General features: G+C 69.9%; 15 protein-coding genes. 5 read left to right on the top strand and 10 right to left on the bottom strand.

Annotated features, from left to right (window positions below; translation table 11 throughout):
• Positions 1–187: 187 nt before the first annotated feature.
• Both ADK36_RS30745 and ADK36_RS30740 read right to left on the bottom strand, forming a co-directional pair.
• Complete coding sequence (locus ADK36_RS30745) at positions 188–772, bottom strand: TetR family transcriptional regulator (RefSeq protein WP_048585287.1); 585 nt, start codon at positions 770–772, stop codon at positions 188–190.
• Between the two features lie 422 nt (positions 773–1,194).
• Positions 1,195–2,193 carry a sigma-70 family RNA polymerase sigma factor gene (locus ADK36_RS30740; protein WP_048585286.1) on the bottom strand — a complete coding sequence of 333 codons (999 nt, stop codon included), beginning with the start codon at positions 2,191–2,193 and terminating at the stop codon, positions 1,195–1,197.
• Between the two features lie 169 nt (positions 2,194–2,362).
• Between ADK36_RS30740 and ADK36_RS30735 the strand changes: the two genes are divergently transcribed.
• A complete protein-coding gene (locus ADK36_RS30735) occupies positions 2,363–2,893 on the top strand; it encodes a GNAT family N-acetyltransferase (protein ID WP_048585285.1) in 531 nt (176 codons plus the stop codon).
• 13 nt (positions 2,894–2,906) lie between these two features.
• On the opposite strand, the gene ADK36_RS30730 is transcribed toward ADK36_RS30735, so the two are convergent.
• Positions 2,907–3,695, bottom strand: coding sequence for a dioxygenase family protein (locus tag ADK36_RS30730; RefSeq protein ID WP_048585284.1), 789 nt, complete (start codon positions 3,693–3,695; stop codon positions 2,907–2,909).
• Between the two features lie 133 nt (positions 3,696–3,828).
• Between ADK36_RS30730 and ADK36_RS30725 the strand changes: the two genes are divergently transcribed.
• Entirely contained in the window at positions 3,829–4,332 is a 504-nt protein-coding gene (locus ADK36_RS30725; RefSeq protein WP_048585296.1) for a MarR family winged helix-turn-helix transcriptional regulator, read from the top strand.
• Between the two features lie 124 nt (positions 4,333–4,456).
• Here ADK36_RS30725 and ADK36_RS30720 read toward each other — a convergent pair whose 3' ends face one another.
• Positions 4,457–5,998: an MFS transporter gene (locus ADK36_RS30720; RefSeq protein ID WP_048585283.1), complete on the bottom strand. Its 1,542-nt coding sequence runs from the start codon at positions 5,996–5,998 to the stop codon at positions 4,457–4,459.
• A gap of 139 nt (positions 5,999–6,137) precedes the next feature.
• Positions 6,138–6,782: a TetR/AcrR family transcriptional regulator gene (locus ADK36_RS30715; RefSeq protein WP_048585282.1), complete on the bottom strand. Its 645-nt coding sequence runs from the start codon at positions 6,780–6,782 to the stop codon at positions 6,138–6,140.
• A 258-nt stretch (positions 6,783–7,040) separates the two neighbouring features.
• Between ADK36_RS30715 and ADK36_RS30710 the strand changes: the two genes are divergently transcribed.
• Together ADK36_RS30710 and ADK36_RS30705 are read left to right on the top strand one after the other, a co-directional pair.
• Positions 7,041–8,321: a M6 family metalloprotease domain-containing protein gene (locus tag ADK36_RS30710; protein ID WP_078916573.1), complete on the top strand. Its 1,281-nt coding sequence runs from the start codon at positions 7,041–7,043 to the stop codon at positions 8,319–8,321.
• Positions 8,322–8,461: 140 nt separating this feature from the next.
• Positions 8,462–10,132 (top strand): IclR family transcriptional regulator domain-containing protein, encoded by a 1,671-nt coding sequence (locus ADK36_RS30705; RefSeq protein ID WP_048585280.1) that lies wholly within the window; start codon positions 8,462–8,464, stop codon positions 10,130–10,132.
• A gap of 175 nt (positions 10,133–10,307) precedes the next feature.
• Here ADK36_RS30705 and ADK36_RS30700 read toward each other — a convergent pair whose 3' ends face one another.
• On the bottom strand, positions 10,308–10,910 hold the full coding sequence (locus ADK36_RS30700; protein ID WP_048585279.1) for an NADPH-dependent FMN reductase: 603 nt from the start codon (positions 10,908–10,910) through the stop codon (positions 10,308–10,310).
• 133 nt (positions 10,911–11,043) lie between these two features.
• Positions 11,044–12,084: a GlxA family transcriptional regulator gene (locus ADK36_RS30695; RefSeq protein ID WP_234329931.1), complete on the bottom strand. Its 1,041-nt coding sequence runs from the start codon at positions 12,082–12,084 to the stop codon at positions 11,044–11,046.
• Positions 12,085–12,318: 234 nt separating this feature from the next.
• Between ADK36_RS30695 and ADK36_RS30690 the strand changes: the two genes are divergently transcribed.
• Positions 12,319–12,897, top strand: coding sequence for a cysteine hydrolase family protein (locus ADK36_RS30690; protein ID WP_048585278.1), 579 nt, complete (start codon positions 12,319–12,321; stop codon positions 12,895–12,897).
• 72 nt (positions 12,898–12,969) lie between these two features.
• Here the strand turns inward: ADK36_RS30690 and ADK36_RS30685 are convergent, their stop codons facing one another.
• The 3 genes from ADK36_RS30685 to ADK36_RS30675 all read right to left on the bottom strand — a co-directional run bounded on the left by ADK36_RS30685 (position 12,970) and on the right by ADK36_RS30675 (position 16,150).
• A complete protein-coding gene (locus tag ADK36_RS30685) occupies positions 12,970–14,229 on the bottom strand; it encodes an ATP-grasp domain-containing protein (protein WP_159029285.1) in 1,260 nt (419 codons plus the stop codon).
• 92 nt (positions 14,230–14,321) lie between these two features.
• On the bottom strand, positions 14,322–15,461 hold the full coding sequence (locus ADK36_RS30680) for a GNAT family N-acetyltransferase (protein ID WP_048585276.1): 1,140 nt from the start codon (positions 15,459–15,461) through the stop codon (positions 14,322–14,324).
• Positions 15,458–16,150: a C39 family peptidase gene (locus ADK36_RS30675; protein ID WP_053199720.1), complete on the bottom strand. Its 693-nt coding sequence runs from the start codon at positions 16,148–16,150 to the stop codon at positions 15,458–15,460. The genes ADK36_RS30680 and ADK36_RS30675 overlap by 4 nt, the downstream gene beginning before the upstream one ends.
• Positions 16,151–16,168 lie beyond the last annotated feature (18 nt).

The following is a 16,168-nucleotide window of genomic DNA, read 5'->3' as shown; positions in this document are numbered from 1 at the left end:
GTCCGTCCTCGGTCCGGTGGCTGGAGTATTGCCAGGAGGTGCTGTTTCTTGACACCGGACTCTGCGGGCGGACACCCCCCGGCACGTCCCCTCACCGCCGTACGCGGCTGCCCCGCCGTGGGTGTGTGGCGCGGATGGCCGCCCGTGGGGTGTGTGGCGCGGATGGCCGCCGTGGGGGTGCGCCGGTTCAGGTGGCTGTGATGGCCTCCCATGGGAAGTCCCTGAGCGTTGACAGGTTGTGCATGGCCAGGGCTGCCGGGCCCTCTGGGCCGTGGGCGGGGGCGTCGCCGGCTGCCCAGGTTTCTACGGCTACGCGCACGGAGGCGGCTGCTACGGCCGCTGCGAAGCGGAGGGGGGCTTCGGCAACGTTGTCGTGGGCCCTTGCTGCCAGTGCTTGCGCCAGGCTTGTTTCCGCCTCGTGGCAGACCTCGGCCCAGACCTTGCGCAGGGCTGGGCTGGAGTTGGCCAGGCGGACCAGGGTGCGGACCCACTCCCAGGAGGCTGCCGAGATGGCGGCGTCCGGGGTCAGGGTCTGGTGGGCCGCGTGTTCCAGGGCCTGGGAGATGGGGAGTTCGGGTGGGGCCGTGCGGACTGCCTCGGACCAGCGGTCGGCGCCGGCCGCGTAGAGGGGGGCCACCGCCTCTTCCTTGGTGGCGAAGTAGCGGTAGAAGGTGCGCGGTGCGATACCGGCGGCCTGGGCGATGTCCTCGGCCCGGGTGGCCCGTAGGCCCCGCTTCATGAAGAGGCCGGCCGCGGCTCGGGCGATCTCCATACGGGTCGCCGCCTTGCGTCGCTCCGTGAGTGACGAGGAAGTGGGGCTGCTCACGTTCGGCAGGCTATGCCCATGTGGCACAATCTGCCATCCGGGTGGGCCACCCCGTGGTTCAGGTACGGGGTGGCCTGCCCTTCCAGCCTTTGAGCCGAAAAGGAGCCGGGCCCCGGCACCCAGGGGGGATAGGCGCCGAAGCCCGGCTCGGGGAGAGTCCCGGCGCCGGGGGGAGTGCGTCGGGACTTGGTCTGGTGTGGGTGTGGGGTGGCGGGCGTTCGGGGCCCCGGATTCAGGGCCCGAACTCCCTTGCCCTTAGGGCTTGTTCCCGGGGTCCTGGCGGTTGAAGCGGCGTTACATCGCCATGTTTGCGCGGTCTTTCGCCACCCGGCGTACGCGAGTGGCGCCGGTCGCACGCCCCCGGTCCGCTACGCCGCCGCGTCGAAACCGGTGCTGCGGGCCAGCTTCTTCAGTTCCAGCAGGGCATGCTTCTCGATCTGGCGGATGCGCTCGCGCGTCAGGCCGTGCTCCTTGCCGACCTCGGTCAGCGTGCGCTCGCGGCCGTCCTCGATGCCGTAACGCATCTTGATGATGGAGGCCGTGCGCTGGTCGAGACGGCCGATCAGGTCGTCCAGTTCCTCGCTGCGCAGGAGGGTGAGGACCGACTGCTCCGGGGAGACGGCGGAGGTGTCCTCCAGGAGGTCACCGAACTGGGTCTCGCCCTCGTCGTCGACCGACATGTTGAGGGAGACCGGGTCGCGGGCCCAGTCGAGGACGTCCGTCACACGGTCCGCGTTCGAGCCGAGCTCGGCGGCGATCTCGGCCGGCTCCGGGTCACGGCCGTGCTCCCGGTTGAACTCGCGCTGGACGCGGCGGATGCGGCCCAGCTCCTCCACCAGGTGAACGGGGAGGCGGATCGTGCGGGACTGGTCGGCTATCGAGCGCGTGATGGCCTGGCGGATCCACCAGGTGGCATAGGTGGAGAACTTGAAGCCCTTGCGGTAGTCGAACTTCTCCACCGCGCGCACCAGACCGGCGTTGCCCTCCTGGATCAGGTCGAGGAGGGGCAGGCCGCTGCGCGGGTAGCGGCGGGCCACCGCGACGACCAGGCGGAGGTTGGAGCGGATGAAGACGTCCTTGGCCCGCTCTCCGTCGGCGACCAGGGCTTCCAGCTCTTCGCGGGTGGCGTCCGCCTTGGCCTCCTCGTATCCGTCGAGGACCTGCCTTGCGAACACACCCGCCTCGATGATCTGCGACAGCTCGACCTCTTTGGCTGCGTCGAGAAGCGGCGTACGCGCGATCTCGTCGAGGTACATGCCGACCAGGTCGCGGTCCGCGATCTCGCCGCCATGGGCGCGAACACTGCTTGCCGCGTCGACGGCCTCGCCTGTGGCGGACTGACGACGGGCGACGGCACGGGTTGCCATGCGTGCTCCCTTGCGATGTGGGCGGGCGGGTGGTTCTTGAACGCTTGGGACTCTTGTCGAGTGCCCGGCATCCGATGGAAACAACGACTGGAATCAGGACAGAATTCCCAAGCCGCCCCCCTATTTTTCTGATCTTGCAGTACCCTGTCCGGCCACCTGAGGAGGACCGATGCTGCCGGAACGTACAGAGGTGCAGGTCAGGCCGGGAGTCGAGAGTGACCTCGATGCCCTCACCGACATCTACAACCACTATGTACGTGAGACGCCCATCACGTTCGACACAGCCGTCTTCACGCCGGAAGAGCGCCGCCCTTGGCTGCTCTCCCATCCTGAAGACGGCCCGCATCGATTGATGGTTGCCGCGGAGGCCGGTCCCGGGCGCAACTCACAGCGGATTCTCGGCTACGCCACATCCAGCGCCTTCCGGCCGAAGCCCGCGTACGGCACCTCGGTGGAGGTGACCGTCTACCTCGCGCCGGACGCCGGCCGCCGGGGCATCGGCACCCTCCTCTACAAGGCCCTGTTCGAGGCCCTGGCGGAGGAGGACGTGCATCGCGCCTACGCGGGGATCGTCCCGCCGAACGAGGCGTCCACGCGCCTGCACGAGGGCTTCGGCTTCCGGTACGTCGGCACCTACCGCGAGGTGGGGCGCAAGTTCGGCCGGTACTGGGACGTCGCCTGGTACGAGAAGGAGCTGTGAGACGGCGAAAGGCTCAGCCGAACTGCACCGAGCGCTTCGCCAAGCCCATCCAGAAGCCGTCGATCACCGACTTCTGCGCGGCCTCGAGCTCGCCTGCCGCGTCCGCCGCGCCCATCGTCACGAACAGCGGGGCGAAGTGCTCGGTGCGGGGGTGGGCGTAGCGGCCGGCCGGGGCCTTGTGGAGGAAGTCCAGGAGTGAGTCCCAGTCGCGGTTCTCCAGTGCCCGGCGGCCCCAGTCGTCGAACTCCACGGACCAGGCGGGGATACCGCTCTGCCGGAGTGCGGCCAGGTTGTGGGTGAAGAAGCCGGAGCCGACGATCAGCACGCCCTCGTCCCGCAGCGGTGCCAGCTTGCGGCCGATCTCCATGAGCTTCACCGGGTCGAGGGTCGGCATGGAGATCTGGAGGACAGGGATGTCTGCCGCGGGGTACATCTCGACGAGCGGGACGTAGGCACCGTGGTCGAGGCCGCGGTCCGGGATGTCCTGCACGGGTGTACCGGGGGCGCGCAGCAGCTTCCGTACGGACTCGGCGAGTTGCGGAGCGCCGGGAGCCGTATAGGTCACCTGGTAGTAGTGCTCGGGGAATCCCCAGAAGTCGTAGACGAGAGGAACGGTCTCGGTGGCACCGATGGCGAGCGGAGCCTCCTCCCAGTGGGCGGAGACCATGAGGATCGCCTTCGGGCGGGGCAGGCCGGCGGACCAGGCGGCGAGTTCACCGGGCCAGATCGGGTCGTCCGCGAGCGGCGGTGCGCCGTGGCTGAGATAGAGGGCAGGCATGCGCTCCTGCGTGGCGGCGGACATGGCGGCGGCTCCCTCCGGAGGCTTGAGGCGTTGCTTGCTTCACGTCATTTGCTTCAAATCTAAAGCTTCCTCACCGAAGACCGTACGCTCAGGTAGTTAAAAGTTCAAGGAGAGCTCTCGTACAGTGGAGTACATGAATACGGCATCGACCTCGGAACCGCGCTGGCTCAACGACGAGGAGCAGCGCGTATGGCGCTCCTACATCGACGCGACCACCCTCCTTGAGGACCACCTGGACCGCCAGCTCCAGCGGGACGCGGGCATGCCGCACGTCTACTACGGCCTTCTGGTCAAGCTCGCGGAGTCCCCGCACCGCCGGCTGCGGATGACCGAGCTCGCGATGTACGCCAAGATCACCCGCTCCCGTCTCTCGCACGCCGTCGCCCGGCTGGAGAAGAACGGCTGGGTGCGGCGCGAGGACTGCCCCGACGACAAGCGGGGCCAGTTCGCGGTGCTGACCGACGCGGGCCAGGAGGTGCTGCAGCAGACCGCGCCGGGCCATGTGGAGGCCGTACGCCAGGCGGTGTTCGACCGGCTCACCACCGAACAGCAGAAGGCCCTCGGCGAGATCATGCGGATCGTCGCCGAGGGCCTGCAGCCGAGCGAAGCGGGTGCGGACCTGCCCTGGCTCCGCTGATCCGCTCGTTCAAGAAGCGTTCGGCGGAGCCGGGGCAGGTCCTGGGGGTCGTACGTACGGAGCGTCCCCATCCCCGTACGTACACCTGGTCCCGAAGGGGTACGACCGGTCGGTCGTCGTCGGCTCAGTGCGCGACGACCGGCACCGGCAGCTCGTCCTCGGCGCCCTCCTCGGAGGACGCCACCGTCGTACCGTCCGGGCGGCCGGCGTTGACGAAGGTCACGACGATGAGCGCGGCGAGCACCAGCATGCCGACGGCGAACCAGATCGCGTTGGTGTAGCCGTGCACCATGCCTTCCAGCTGGACCAGCTGCTGCTGCGAGCGGGAGCCCGCGGCGCCGATGTGGTCGGCGATGTAGGAGGTCGTGGCCGAGGCGGCGATCGTGTTCAGCAGGGCCGTTCCGATCGCGCCGCCCACCTGCTGCGAGGTGTTGACCATCGCGGAGGCGACACCGGAGTCCCGGGGCTCGACACCCAGGGTGGCCAGGGACATGGCGGGCATGAACGCCGTACCCATGCCGAGGCCGAGCAGCAGCATCGCCGGCAGGATCGTCGAGGCGTACGACGAGCCGATCTCCAGCTGGGTCATCAGGAGCATGCCGACCGCGGCGACCAGGAAGCCGGGGGCCATCAGCAGCCGCGCCGGGACGCGGGTCATCAGGCGGGTGCCGATCTGGGTCGAGCCGACCATCATGCCGACGATCATCGGCATGAAGGCGAAGCCGGTCTTGATCGGCGTGTAGCCCTTCACGATCTGCAGGTAGTAGGTCAGGAAGAGGAACGTGCCGAACATCGCGATGATCGCGATACCGAGCGAGAGGTAGACGCCGCCGCGGTTGCGGTCGGTGACCACGCGCAGGGGCAGCAGCGGGGCCTTGACCTTGGCCTCGGTGACGACGAACGCGAGCAGCAGGACCGCCGAGGCGACGAACATGCCGACCGTCATGGAGTCGCCCCAGCCGTCGGACTCGGCGCGGGTGAAGCCGTAGACCAGCGCGACCAGGCCCAGGGTGGACAGCAGGACGCCGGGGATGTCGAGCGGGTTGCGGTTGCGGCCGCCCTCGGGCTCACGGATGACGAAGTACGCGCCGGCCGCCGCGACGATCGCGAACGGGATGTTGACGAAGAACGTCCAGCGCCAGTCCATGTACTCGGTCAGCACGCCGCCGAGGATGAAGCCGACGGCGCCACCGCCACCGGCGATCGCGCCGTAGATGCCGAACGCCTTGGCACGTTCCTTGGCGTCCGTGAACATCACGGCGAGCAGGGAGAGCGCGGCGGGCGCGAGCAGGGCGCCGAAGACGCCCTGGAGGGCGCGGGCGCCGAACATCATCGCCTCGTTGGTGGCGGCGCCACCGAGCGCGGAGGCGCCGGCGAAGCCGACCAGGCCGACGACGAAGGCCCGCTTGCGGCCCCACAGGTCGGCTATCCGGCCGCCGAACAGCAGCAGACCGCCGAAGGCCAGGGCGTAGGCCGTGACGACCCACTGCCGGTTGCCGTCGGAGATGCCGAGGTCCACCTGGGCTGACGGCAGGGCGATGTTCACGATGGTGGCGTCGAGCACGACCATCAGCTGGGCGAGCGCGATGAACACGAGCGCCTTCCAGCGGTTGGCGTCGCCGGACTTCTCCAGGACGCCGGGAGCCTTTGAGGCTGTTTCAGACATGGGGATACCCACTTCGGGACTTCGTGACGGAAAAAGCGAACGAAAGGGGACGACGCGTCGTCGGCGACGGCCGGTGAAAGTCGGTAAAGGCCGGTGAGAGTCGGTAAAGGTCGGTGAAGTTCGGTACTGAACTGGTCGGTCAGGACTGGCGGAGGTCCTCCATGGTCACGGCCGTGCCCGGCAGGACGGAGCGGGCCGGTGCCCGCAGCCCGTCCAGGAACAGCTGGAGAGTTCGGTGCACGAAACGGTCGGCGGTGCCGCAGCCCGTGCCGGCCGGGGGCCGGGACAGCTGCGACACGGCGACCATCAGGTCACCGGCGCTCACGTCGGGGCGGAGCTGACCGGTCGCCTTGCCCCGGTCCATGAGCTGCTCGACGAGCTGCTCGCACCGATCGCGCGCGGCTTCCAGGTCGGGGTGGTGCTGGTCGAAGGTGCTCTGGACCATCGGGCACAGCGCGCTGATCCGCTCGTCGGCGGAGGTGTGCACGAAGCGCTCCAGCGCTCCGAAGGCGTCCCCGGTCTCCGCGAGCGCCAGCTCGGCCGCCTCCGACACACGGTCCATGACGGAGCAGACGACCTCACGGACCAGCGCGTCGCGGTCGGGGAAGTTGCGGTACACCGTGGCGTTGCCGACGCCGGCCCGGCGGGCGATCTCGTCGAGCGGAACGTCCGGGCCGAACTCGACGAACATCTCCCGGGCGGCGGTGACGATCCGCTCCCGGTTGCGCACGGCGTCGGCGCGCTGCCGGGTCGCCTTGCGCGGTGCGGGGGTTGCGGTCTGCACGGCGTACTCCTGATGCTGCTGGGTGGCGATCCGGGGAAGGCGTCCCCGTTTCGCTCGGACACATGGCTAAACGGGGAAGGGATCCCCGGTTATTTCCCGCCCAGGAAGAGATTTCTTGTGACCTGAGTCACATAACTCGGTCCGAAGAACCCACGTTCGGTCTCCTCCAACGCGCGCCCCCGGCGCCCCTCGACACAGGGTGATCGAGAGGGTGCAGCGCGCAGTCCGGCGGGCTGCCATGGACTGAAGGGCCCGTGCATGCAGCCGAGCCGTCGGATACGCCCCCGCCGTGTGGCCGCCCTCGCCTCCGTGACCGTCCTGACCCTGGCGGTCAGCACCTCGGCAGGCACCGGACACCTCACGGCGGGAACCTCGACGGCGGCCGGAGCGAGCCCGGACCCTCCGCTCCACTCCTCCGTACTCGGCCCCTGCATGATCAGCGGCCGGCCGACCATCCAGATGTCGGAGGGCGTGCCGACGGCGCGCGGCTACGCCCGCTCCACCGGCACGGTCCGCGCCCTCACCCTGATGGTCGACTTCCCCGACGCCCCCGGTCCGGGCAAGGCGCTCGACCGTTTCGCGGAGTTCTTCCCGCAGACCCAGAAGTGGTTTCGCACCAGCTCCTACGGCCGCCTCGACTACCGCCCCGAGACCCCGATCCCCCGCTGGCTCCGGATGCCCAAGTCGTTCCGGGCGTACGGCATAGAGCGCGGCGCGCCCTTCGATCCGGGGTACCGGAAGCTGGTCCAGGACCTCGTGGTCGCGGCCGATCCCAAGGTGGACTTCCGGTCGTACGACTTCCTGAACGTGCTCGTGACCCCGAACGCGGGCCCGTCGGCTCTGGACACGGTCCTGTCGGTGACCTTCGCGGGCAACGCGGAGGCCCCGGTGGCCGACGGCGTCTCGGTGACCAACGCGTCCTTCGTCTACTCCCGCCAGGACGACGGCTCCGGCACCTACCACCGCACCGGCTACCGGGTCCTCCCCCACGAGAACGGCCATGTCTTCGGCCTGCCCGACCTCTACACCGCCGAGGGCGGGGGCGCGGTCGGCCACTGGGACATCATGAGCGAGGACTGGGGCGCCAACAACGACCTGCTCGGCTGGCACAAGTGGAAGCTGGGCTGGCTGGACGCCGCCCAGGTCCGGTGCGCGGCCGTCCCCGGCACGGCCGAGTACGCCCTGACACCGCTGGCCCGCGCGGGCGGCCCGAAGCTGGTGTTCGTGCCGCTGGACAGCCGTACCGGATACGCCGTCGAACTGCGCACCCGCGAGGGCAACGACGAGGCCGTGTGCCGCCCCGGCGTCCTGATCTACAAGGTCGACGCGGACGTCGACACCGGAATGGGCCCGGTGCGGGTCCTCGACTCCCACGAGGACAGCGGCGGCTGCACCCGCAGCCCGAACGTCCACGCCGAGCTCTCGGACGCGACGTTCGTGCCGGGGGAGGAGTTCCGGGATGAGAAGCGGGGGGTGCGGGTGGCGGTGGTGGAGGCCGGTCTGGACGGGGGGTACCGGGTGCGGGTGACGCGGGGGTAGGGGCCGGAATCACCAGCCCCTCCGGCGTTCGAGGAGCGGGGTTCCAGGGGGCAGACCCCCTGGGGGCGGGAGGGCAGGGGCGGCGGGGGCGAGAACCACCTACGGTTGGGCCTGCCGCAGAACGCCGTACCGGAGAGCCGATGCCCGCGATGACGACCCTGGACGACCGTGCCGTGCCCACCGAGGCGGTCACGCCGCTGATCCGTGGCGTCGCGGTGTTGCGGCAGCTGACGGAGGCCGGCGGGACGCTGAGCGCGAGCGGGCTGGAGCGGGCCACCGGGCTCGCGCGCTCCACGGTGGACCGGATCGCCGCCACGCTCGCGCGCATGGGGTACGTCCGTCTCGACGGCCGCGACGTGGTGCTGGCGCCCCCCGTCATGGCCCTGGGCAACGCCTACCTGGCCGCCCTCGGTCTGCCCGCCCTGCTCTCCGCCCACGCCGACGCGCTCGCCGACGCGCTGGACGAGTCGGTGTCGCTGGCGGTCGGCGACCGCGACGGCATCCGCTTCATCCACCAGGCCACCCGCCGCCGTGCGATGTCCCTCAGCTTCCGCATCGGCGACCTGCTCCCGGCCGAACGCACCGCGCCGGGCCCGCTGTTCGCGACGGAGTGGACGGACGCGCAGTGGCGGTCCTGGCGCGAACGCCGGGCGGCGGACCCGGAGGACCGGGGCTTTGTGGCCGTACCGCCCCGGGAGCACCTGTCCTCCGACGCGGACTTCGAACGCCGGGCGGCGCGGGCGCGGAAGGACGGCTGGGCGCTGGACGACCAGTTGATCGAGCCGGGGTTGGTCGCGGTGTCCGTACCGGTACGGGATCCGCGTGCGGGTGGCGGCGGGATCGCCTGCGTGGCGAACGTCGTCAGCCACACGAGCCGGCACACCGCCGCGGATCTGCGGGACACGCTCCTCCCCCGCCTGCGGGCGGCGGTCGCGGAGATGGAACGCGAGCTGCGCGAGGCGCCGGACGCCCGGCCCGCGGCGGCTCCGGCGGGCCTCGCCGTCTGGACGGGAGCCTCCAAGCAGGAACTCGGCAGGGAGTTCGTCGAGTCGCTGGCGCGCGGGCTGACCGTACTGACCGCCTTCGGCGAGGGACGGGCCGAGCTGACGCTCACGGACGTGGCCCGCGCGACCGGGCTGGCCCGGGCCACGGCACGCCGGGCACTCATCACCTACGAGCATCTGGGCCTGGTACGGCAGTCGGGAAACCGGGGCTTCGCGCTGACCCCAAGCGTGCTGTCCCTCGGCTACCCGCCCCTTTCCCGTACGTCACTCGCCCAGATCGCGACGCCCCACCTGGCCGAACTGGCGGACCGCGTGCACGAGTCGGCGTCCCTGGCGGTGCTGACGCCGTCGGGCGAGGAGATCCAGTACACGGCCCGGGCCGCCACCAGCCGGGTGATGAGCGTCAACATCACCGTCGGCACACGGCTGCCCGCGTACGCGACGTCACTGGGCCGGGTACTGCTGGCGGATCTCCCGCCCGCGGAGCGGAAGTTGGACGATCTGGCCCCGCTCACTCCACGTACGACCACGGACCCCGCGACCCTGCTGGGCGCCCTGGAGGACGCCCGGACACGGGGATACGCCTTGGTCGACGAGGAGTTGGAGGCGGGACTGCGGTCGGTGGCGGTACCGGTGCGGGACCGTACGGGCCGGGTGGTCGCCGCGGTGAACGTGGCGATGCACGCGGCTCGACGGTCGGTGGAGGAGTGCGTGCGGGACGTGCTGCCGGAGTTGATGGAGACGGCCGGGCGGGTGGAGGCGGATCTGCGGGTGGCGGGGCGGTTCGCGCGGGTGGCGATGGCCTGAGGATCTGGAGATGCGTGGGCCCGGAGATCCGTGGGCCCGGGGATCCGTAGACCCGAGGACCCGAGAACCCCTGGCTCCGTGGACTCCTAGACCTGGCCCCGTGGGCCCCTGGCCCCGGGGATCCGTGGCCCCCTGGCCCCATGGACCCGGGCTTCCGGAGATCGGTGGGCTTGGCTCAGCCGTCGTACGGCCTGACGGCGCGACCCTCGCGAAGGGTCAGGCCCCACCAGGCCAGCTGGTCCAGCAGTACGTCGGCGGCCTTGCTGGTGCCGTCCTGGTCGTGCGGACGGCCCTCGTCGTCGAACTGCTCCCAGGCCATGTGGAAGCTGACGGTGTCGCGCAGGGTGACGGCATGCAGTTCGGCGAAGACCTGCCGGAGTTGCTCCACCGCCCGCTGGCCGCCGGCCATACCGCCGTAGGAGACGAAGCCGACCGGCTTCGCCCGCCACTCCCGGTAGACGTAGTCGATGGCCAGCTTCAGGGCGGCCGGGTAGCCGTGGTTGTACTCGGGCGTGACGACGACGAACCCGTCGAGTCCCCCGATGCGCTGGGCGAGGGTCGGTGCGTCGCCCGGGGCGTCGGACTGCTCCAGGGTGAGCTTGAGCTCGTCGGCGAGGGCGGGTTCGGAGAGGTCGATGACGTGGGTCTCCATGTCGTCGCGCCGGCCGATCCGCGACACGAACCACTGGGAGACCTTGTCGGCGAATCGGCCGGGGCGGACGCTGCCGATGAGGACGCCGATCTTGAGCGGGGGGTGGGGCTGGGCCGTCTGGGACATGGGTGTGCCTCGATTCGGGGAAGTGAAGTCGGGAGGGCCGGGGTCGGGGCCTCGGTTCAGGCCCGAGGTCGGCCCGGGGTTCGGCCCGGTGTGGGTCCGTGCAAGCAACGTAAAATCTCAAGTTGACTTGAGGTCAAGCCGGTCCGTGTGGCGCGCCGGACAGGGGCGGCGGGGTGATCCGGAACCTGGCCCGGTACTCGCTCGGCGTCGTGGCGAGGCGGCGACGGAACGCTCGGATGAGGGTGTCGACGGTGCCGAATCCGCAGACGGAAGCGACCCGTTCGAGCGTGTCGTCGGTGGTCTCCAGCAGGTTGGCGGCTCTCTCGACCCGGGCCGACTCGACGTAGGCGTGCGGCGTCGTGCCGAGTTCGGTCTTGAAGATCCGGGTGAGCTGACGGTCACTGACATGCGCGTACGCGGCCAGGTCCGGGACGGTGAGGCGCTGGTCGAGGTGGCTCAGGATGTGATGCCGCAGGTCCTCCACGCGCCGCGTCGTGGACACCTGCTCCAACGGCACGCTGAACTGGGACTGCCCGCCGGGGCGCTTCAGGTACATCACGAGCCGGCGGGCCACGCTCAGCGCGACGCTCTCGCCGAAGTCCTCGGCGACGAGAGCGAGGGACAGGTCGAGGCAGGCGCTGATGCCCGCGCCGGTCCAGACCTCGCCCTCCTCCCCCTGCTGGCGGATGAAGATCGGATCCGGGTCGACCCGCACCGCCGGATGGTCTGCGGCGAGCCGCTGCGCGGTCGACCAGTGCGTGGTGGCCCGCTTGCCGTCGAGGAGCCCGGCGGCGGCGAGGATGTGCGCACCGACGCAGACCGAGGCCACCCGGCGGGTACGGGCGGCCAGCGCTTTCACCCGGGCCACCGTGCCGGGCTCGGCGACGGGGTGGATGCGTTGCTCGCTGTCGACCTCGACGGAGCCGGGCACCAGCAAGGTGTCGATCGCCCGTGCGCCGACTTCGTCGAAGGTGGCGTCGGGCATGATCCGCACGCCGGCCGCCGTCGTCACCGGCTCCGGTGTCTCGGCGGCCAGCACGACCTCGTAGCCGCCCCGCTCGGTGGCTTCGCGCGGGACGAGGGAGAACACCTCCGGCGGACCGGTGACGTCGAGGAGGTCGACGCCTTCGAACAGCACGATCACGATCAGCCGGTTCACGATCGGCTGGTTCACGGTCCCCAACGGTCCCCACCCGGAGTCGGTTTCTGCAAGTAGCGCGTCATTGCCGACGCGTCGGTTCGGGCCATAGCGTCGCATGAGGGGTCAACGGGCTGTTGAACACGCTTTCCCTCACCCGTATCCCCACCTGCCCTTCGGACCTTTGGACCTTCGGACCTTTGACCCTTCGGTTCTTCGGCCCCTTGGCCCTGTAGACCTGACGGCCCTGTAGACCTATGGAGAAGCCCTGTGGCAAGCAAGACGCTGCGCGAACTCGCCGGTGCGGACAGCAGCACCGCGAGCCTCGCGTCCTCGACCCTCGTGCTCATCGACTACCAGAACACCTACACCCGCGGCGCGATGGAGCTCGACGGCTGGAAGCCCGCCCTCGACGCCGCGTCGGACCTGCTGTCCCGTGCCCGCGCGGCCGGCGCCGGGATCATCCACGTCCAGCACGACGACGGCGAGGGTTCGCTCTACGACATCCGCCAGGACATCGGCGGGATACACCCCAGCGTGGCCCCGATCGAGGGCGAGCCCGTGGTCGTCAAGCAGGCCCCGGACGCCTTCCACGGGACCGACCTCGGCAAGCTCGTCGACGAAGCCGGCAACGACACCGTGATCATCGCCGGGTTCATGACCCACATGTGCGTCGCCTACACGTCCGCCTCCGCGGCCCTGCGCGGCAACAAGCCCACGGTCCCGGCGGACACCTGCGCCACCAGGTCGATCGTCGACGTCTCCGCCGACGAGCTGCACCGCAGCGCGCTGGCGGCCATCGCGGACGCGTACGGGGTCGTCGTTGCTTCCGGGAGCGAGCTCGTCTGAGGTGACTGCGGCGGGGCGCAGGTCAAGGTCCACATCGTCCGTTGCGGACGCGCCGTACCCCGCCGCGACGGCTCATCGGATCTCGTAGGCGATGCGCGACGCCGCCGACAAGGCGATCTCGTACGACTCCTCGCGGCTGTCCCCCACGGCGTGCACGTAGCCGATGTACTGGCTGTTGGACTCGACCTCGCTGCTCACCTCGTCCCCCACGCGGACGTAGAGACCGGCGGCACGGCAGCCCTCCGTGGTCACCGCTTCGTCGAGCCCCCGGACGCCCTCCAGCCGACCGGAGGCCGGTGCGGTCAGATACAGCTCCGTGACCGCTCCCTCCCGGGGGAACTCGGGCACCTTGCCGCCGGTGAGCTTCGCCATCAGCAGCTCGGCCGGCGTCACGCCGGTGAGCTCACTGATGGCGTGCTGGACACCGGCGCCGACGAAACGGGGGTTGAGCTCGACCAGGCGGGGGCCGTCCGACGTGAGGATGAACTCCAGGTGGAAGGCGCCGAAGTCGTACTCCAACGCGGCCAGCGTCTCGGCCACGTAGTCGTCCGCACCGTCGAAGGGGCGCTCGGCCGCGAAACGGACGGCGAGCTCCACGAATCGCGGCGGAGCGGACAGCACCCGGTCCGAGTAGCCGATGATGCGCACCTCGCCGCCGTCGACGAAGCCCTCCGCGCTCAGCAGCGGGCCGACGAGCACCTCCTCGAACAGGAGCTTGCGCTGAGGGCGCACCCGCCTGCCGTAGGCGCGCTTCAGGTGCCGGGCCGCCACGTCACGTACGGTCTGGGCGTCCTCCGCCAGTGCCACGTCCCAACTGGACGCTCCGTCCACGGGCTTGACGACGCAGGGGTACCCGATGGGCGAGTCCAGGTCGTCGTCGTGCGCGGACCTGACGCCCCACCGGATGTCGGGGACCCCGGCAGCCGCCAGCGCGGCGCGGGCCACGGCCTTGTCCCGTGCGATGCCGGCCCCCAGAGGCGAAGGTCCCGCGAGCCCGACCTTGGCGGCAACCGCCGCCGCAACCCCGACGAAACTGTCCACGGAGCTGAACACGCCGACGATCTCGCCGCCCAACGCCCTCATGACGTGCACGATTCCGGCGGCATCCCTGGTGTCCGTCAGCAGCCATGCGTCGACCACGTCGTCGAATTGGCTGCCGTAGGAATCACGGTCGGACGCGGCTACGGCCGTCCGGAACCCCAGCCGCTTGGCGGCTTCCAGCTGAGCACGGCACGGGGCCGTTACGGCCGCACCGGAATGCAGCCGGCCCCGGCCGCCTCCGGGAAGGGTGTGCAACTCCACGAAAACTATCCAGCCGTTACTTGTCGGCATTGTTCCCCCCATTTTTCGCGATTGATCAAGAACCAGAGTGCTGCTGTGCGGATGCAGGTGCTGCTGTGCGGATCAGAGTGCTGCTGTACGGATCAAAGTGCTGTCGTGAGGAAGGGCGACGCTGCTTTCTCCGCCGCCCTGCCCATTTCCCCGGCGAGCCGTTGCCAGCGGGCACTGTTGTGGGCGCGTGCCGCGCCGGGATCGTCGTCGAGTGCCGTTCCGGTCCTCAGTCCCCACAGGAGGAAGACGTCCGCCCCGCGACGGATTTTCGGTTGAAGGGTGCCGATTCCCAGGTGGAGACGGGACGCGCCAGTCCGGTAGGCCGCCTCCATGGGGCGGTAGTAGAGGAGCTCGAAGTACTCCGCCGCGTCCGCCGGCTGCCGGTGATCGAACCCATAGGCCCTGGACGTGACTTCACGTGTCGTCACGTACGTGAGCGTGCAACCGACCATCCGGCCGCCCTTGTGGCAAGCGTGCACGACGCCTGTGTCCTGGGTCGCCTCGGACTGATCCCGCATGAGGGCACGGATGAAATCGGGATCGGCCGGCTCGCCGTGGTGCTGCTGATGCGAGGCGATCAGCGGACTGATGTCGTCCCAGCAGTCGGCGAACGGCTGTTCCGAACAGCTGTAACCGGCAGCCGTGAACGCCTGGCGGTCCTTGCGGACCTGTCGCCTCATATTGCTCGAACCGGATCCGAGATAGTCCTCGAAGCTGGTTCCGGGCAGTGCGATCGCGCAGTCCGCGGCAAGCAGTCTGGGCAGCGAGTCCGACGCGTACGGCGACAGGGCCTCCGCGTCCGATTCGTTGAGGTAGAGCCACCACGCCTGGCCGTCGGCCTCTTCCGCCGCGATGAGATTGACGGCTTCGACGAGTTGCCTGATGACGTCTTGACGCTGTGCCAGGCCCTCGACCGTGGGAATTCGGTTCGCGTAGCCGCGCCGGTTTCCCACCAACACCGTGCGTTCCAGGGTCCGGTTCTGCTGCGGCATGTCGGGAAAGAGCCTTGCCGGGTCATACATGCCGCTCGCCTCGGAGTCCACGAGGTAGACCGGGACTCCTGCGACGAGCCGTTTCTCGGCATCGCGGATCAGCACATAGCGCACGGACGAGGCGGGATCCCTCTCCTGGTACGCCATCCACGCGTGACTCGCGTAGAACGAGCCGCCCGCGAGCGCGTCCCAGGAATCGCTCTCCACGCCGTCGAGACTCTTCACCACCTCGATGTTCATCTGACCCCCCGCACACTGACGTTGTCGAACTGGTGGAAGGCGTCGGGCTGGGCGAGTGGGTCGGTCTGGGGGAAGGCGTCGGGCTGGGGAGAAATCCCGAGCAGGCCGGCGACTTCGGGACCGACTTCGTCCGCGATCCGTTCGGAGGGCCAGTCCCGCGGCCACAGGGGAACGCCCCGTCCCGTCCAGCTCGCCCAGAACCGTTCGGCAGGCAGCTCCGTGTGCTGGGCGCCCCACCGGGACGGATCCGCGAACGTGGCGTACCGTCGGCCCGCTTTCACGACCTCGCCGCAGAACACCACGAGGTGCCCGCCCTTACGGCCGTCCTCCGGGAAACGGAAGGTGCACGACACAATGCTCGGAATGCCGGCCTCCGCGATGCTCTGGAGCTGCGCGGCGGACGTGAAGGGTGCTGCCGCCCCGGACAGCCCGTGTGCGCCGGCGATCTCGACGAGGCCCCTGTGGATCCACCCGTTGGGGGTGTAGGCGCCCTGTTCCAGCCCTTCCCCCAGCAGCCGACGCTGGGAGGGAACCGGCAGGCCGTAGTGGTCGAGAATCATGCGTAGGCAGGCCAGCCCGCAGCATTTCTCACCCCAGGCCTCCGGCCCGCCCGGAGGCCAGGCGAAGCCGTTGTCGGACTGTTCCTCCACGGTGAAGTGCTGGGCATAGCGCCGGACGGTCAACGGCATGGTCAACCGTGGTCTCGC

Source organism: Streptomyces viridochromogenes (assembly GCF_001270495.1).
GTDB classification, from domain to species: domain Bacteria; phylum Actinomycetota; class Actinomycetes; order Streptomycetales; family Streptomycetaceae; genus Streptomyces; species Streptomyces viridochromogenes_A.
The sequence above is the reverse complement of the archived record's forward strand: the minus strand, read 5'-3'. Positions and strand labels throughout refer to the sequence as shown.

Bases quoted from the DNA above. Each gene is read 5' to 3' on its own strand.
- ADK36_RS30740 (WP_048585286.1), bottom strand. From the start codon at position 2,193: ATGGCAACCCGTGCCGTCGCCCGTCGTCAGTCCGCCACAGGCGAGGCC.
- ADK36_RS30700 (WP_048585279.1), bottom strand. From the start codon at position 10,910: ATGTCCCAGACGGCCCAGCCCCACCCCCCGCTCAAGATCGGCGTCCTC.
- ADK36_RS30745 (WP_048585287.1), bottom strand. From the start codon at position 772: ATGGAGATCGCCCGAGCCGCGGCCGGCCTCTTCATGAAGCGGGGCCTA.
- ADK36_RS30705 (WP_048585280.1), top strand. From the start codon at position 8,462: ATGCCCGCGATGACGACCCTGGACGACCGTGCCGTGCCCACCGAGGCG.
- ADK36_RS30675 (WP_053199720.1), bottom strand. From the start codon at position 16,150: ATGCCGTTGACCGTCCGGCGCTATGCCCAGCACTTCACCGTGGAGGAA.
- ADK36_RS30735 (WP_048585285.1), top strand. From the start codon at position 2,363: ATGCTGCCGGAACGTACAGAGGTGCAGGTCAGGCCGGGAGTCGAGAGT.
- ADK36_RS30680 (WP_048585276.1), bottom strand. From the start codon at position 15,461: ATGAACATCGAGGTGGTGAAGAGTCTCGACGGCGTGGAGAGCGATTCC.
- ADK36_RS30730 (WP_048585284.1), bottom strand. From the start codon at position 3,695: ATGTCCGCCGCCACGCAGGAGCGCATGCCTGCCCTCTATCTCAGCCAC.
- ADK36_RS30710 (WP_078916573.1), top strand. From the start codon at position 7,041: ATGCAGCCGAGCCGTCGGATACGCCCCCGCCGTGTGGCCGCCCTCGCC.
- ADK36_RS30685 (WP_159029285.1), bottom strand. From the start codon at position 14,229: ATGCCGACAAGTAACGGCTGGATAGTTTTCGTGGAGTTGCACACCCTT.
- ADK36_RS30720 (WP_048585283.1), bottom strand. From the start codon at position 5,998: ATGTCTGAAACAGCCTCAAAGGCTCCCGGCGTCCTGGAGAAGTCCGGC.
- ADK36_RS30725 (WP_048585296.1), top strand. From the start codon at position 3,829: ATGAATACGGCATCGACCTCGGAACCGCGCTGGCTCAACGACGAGGAG.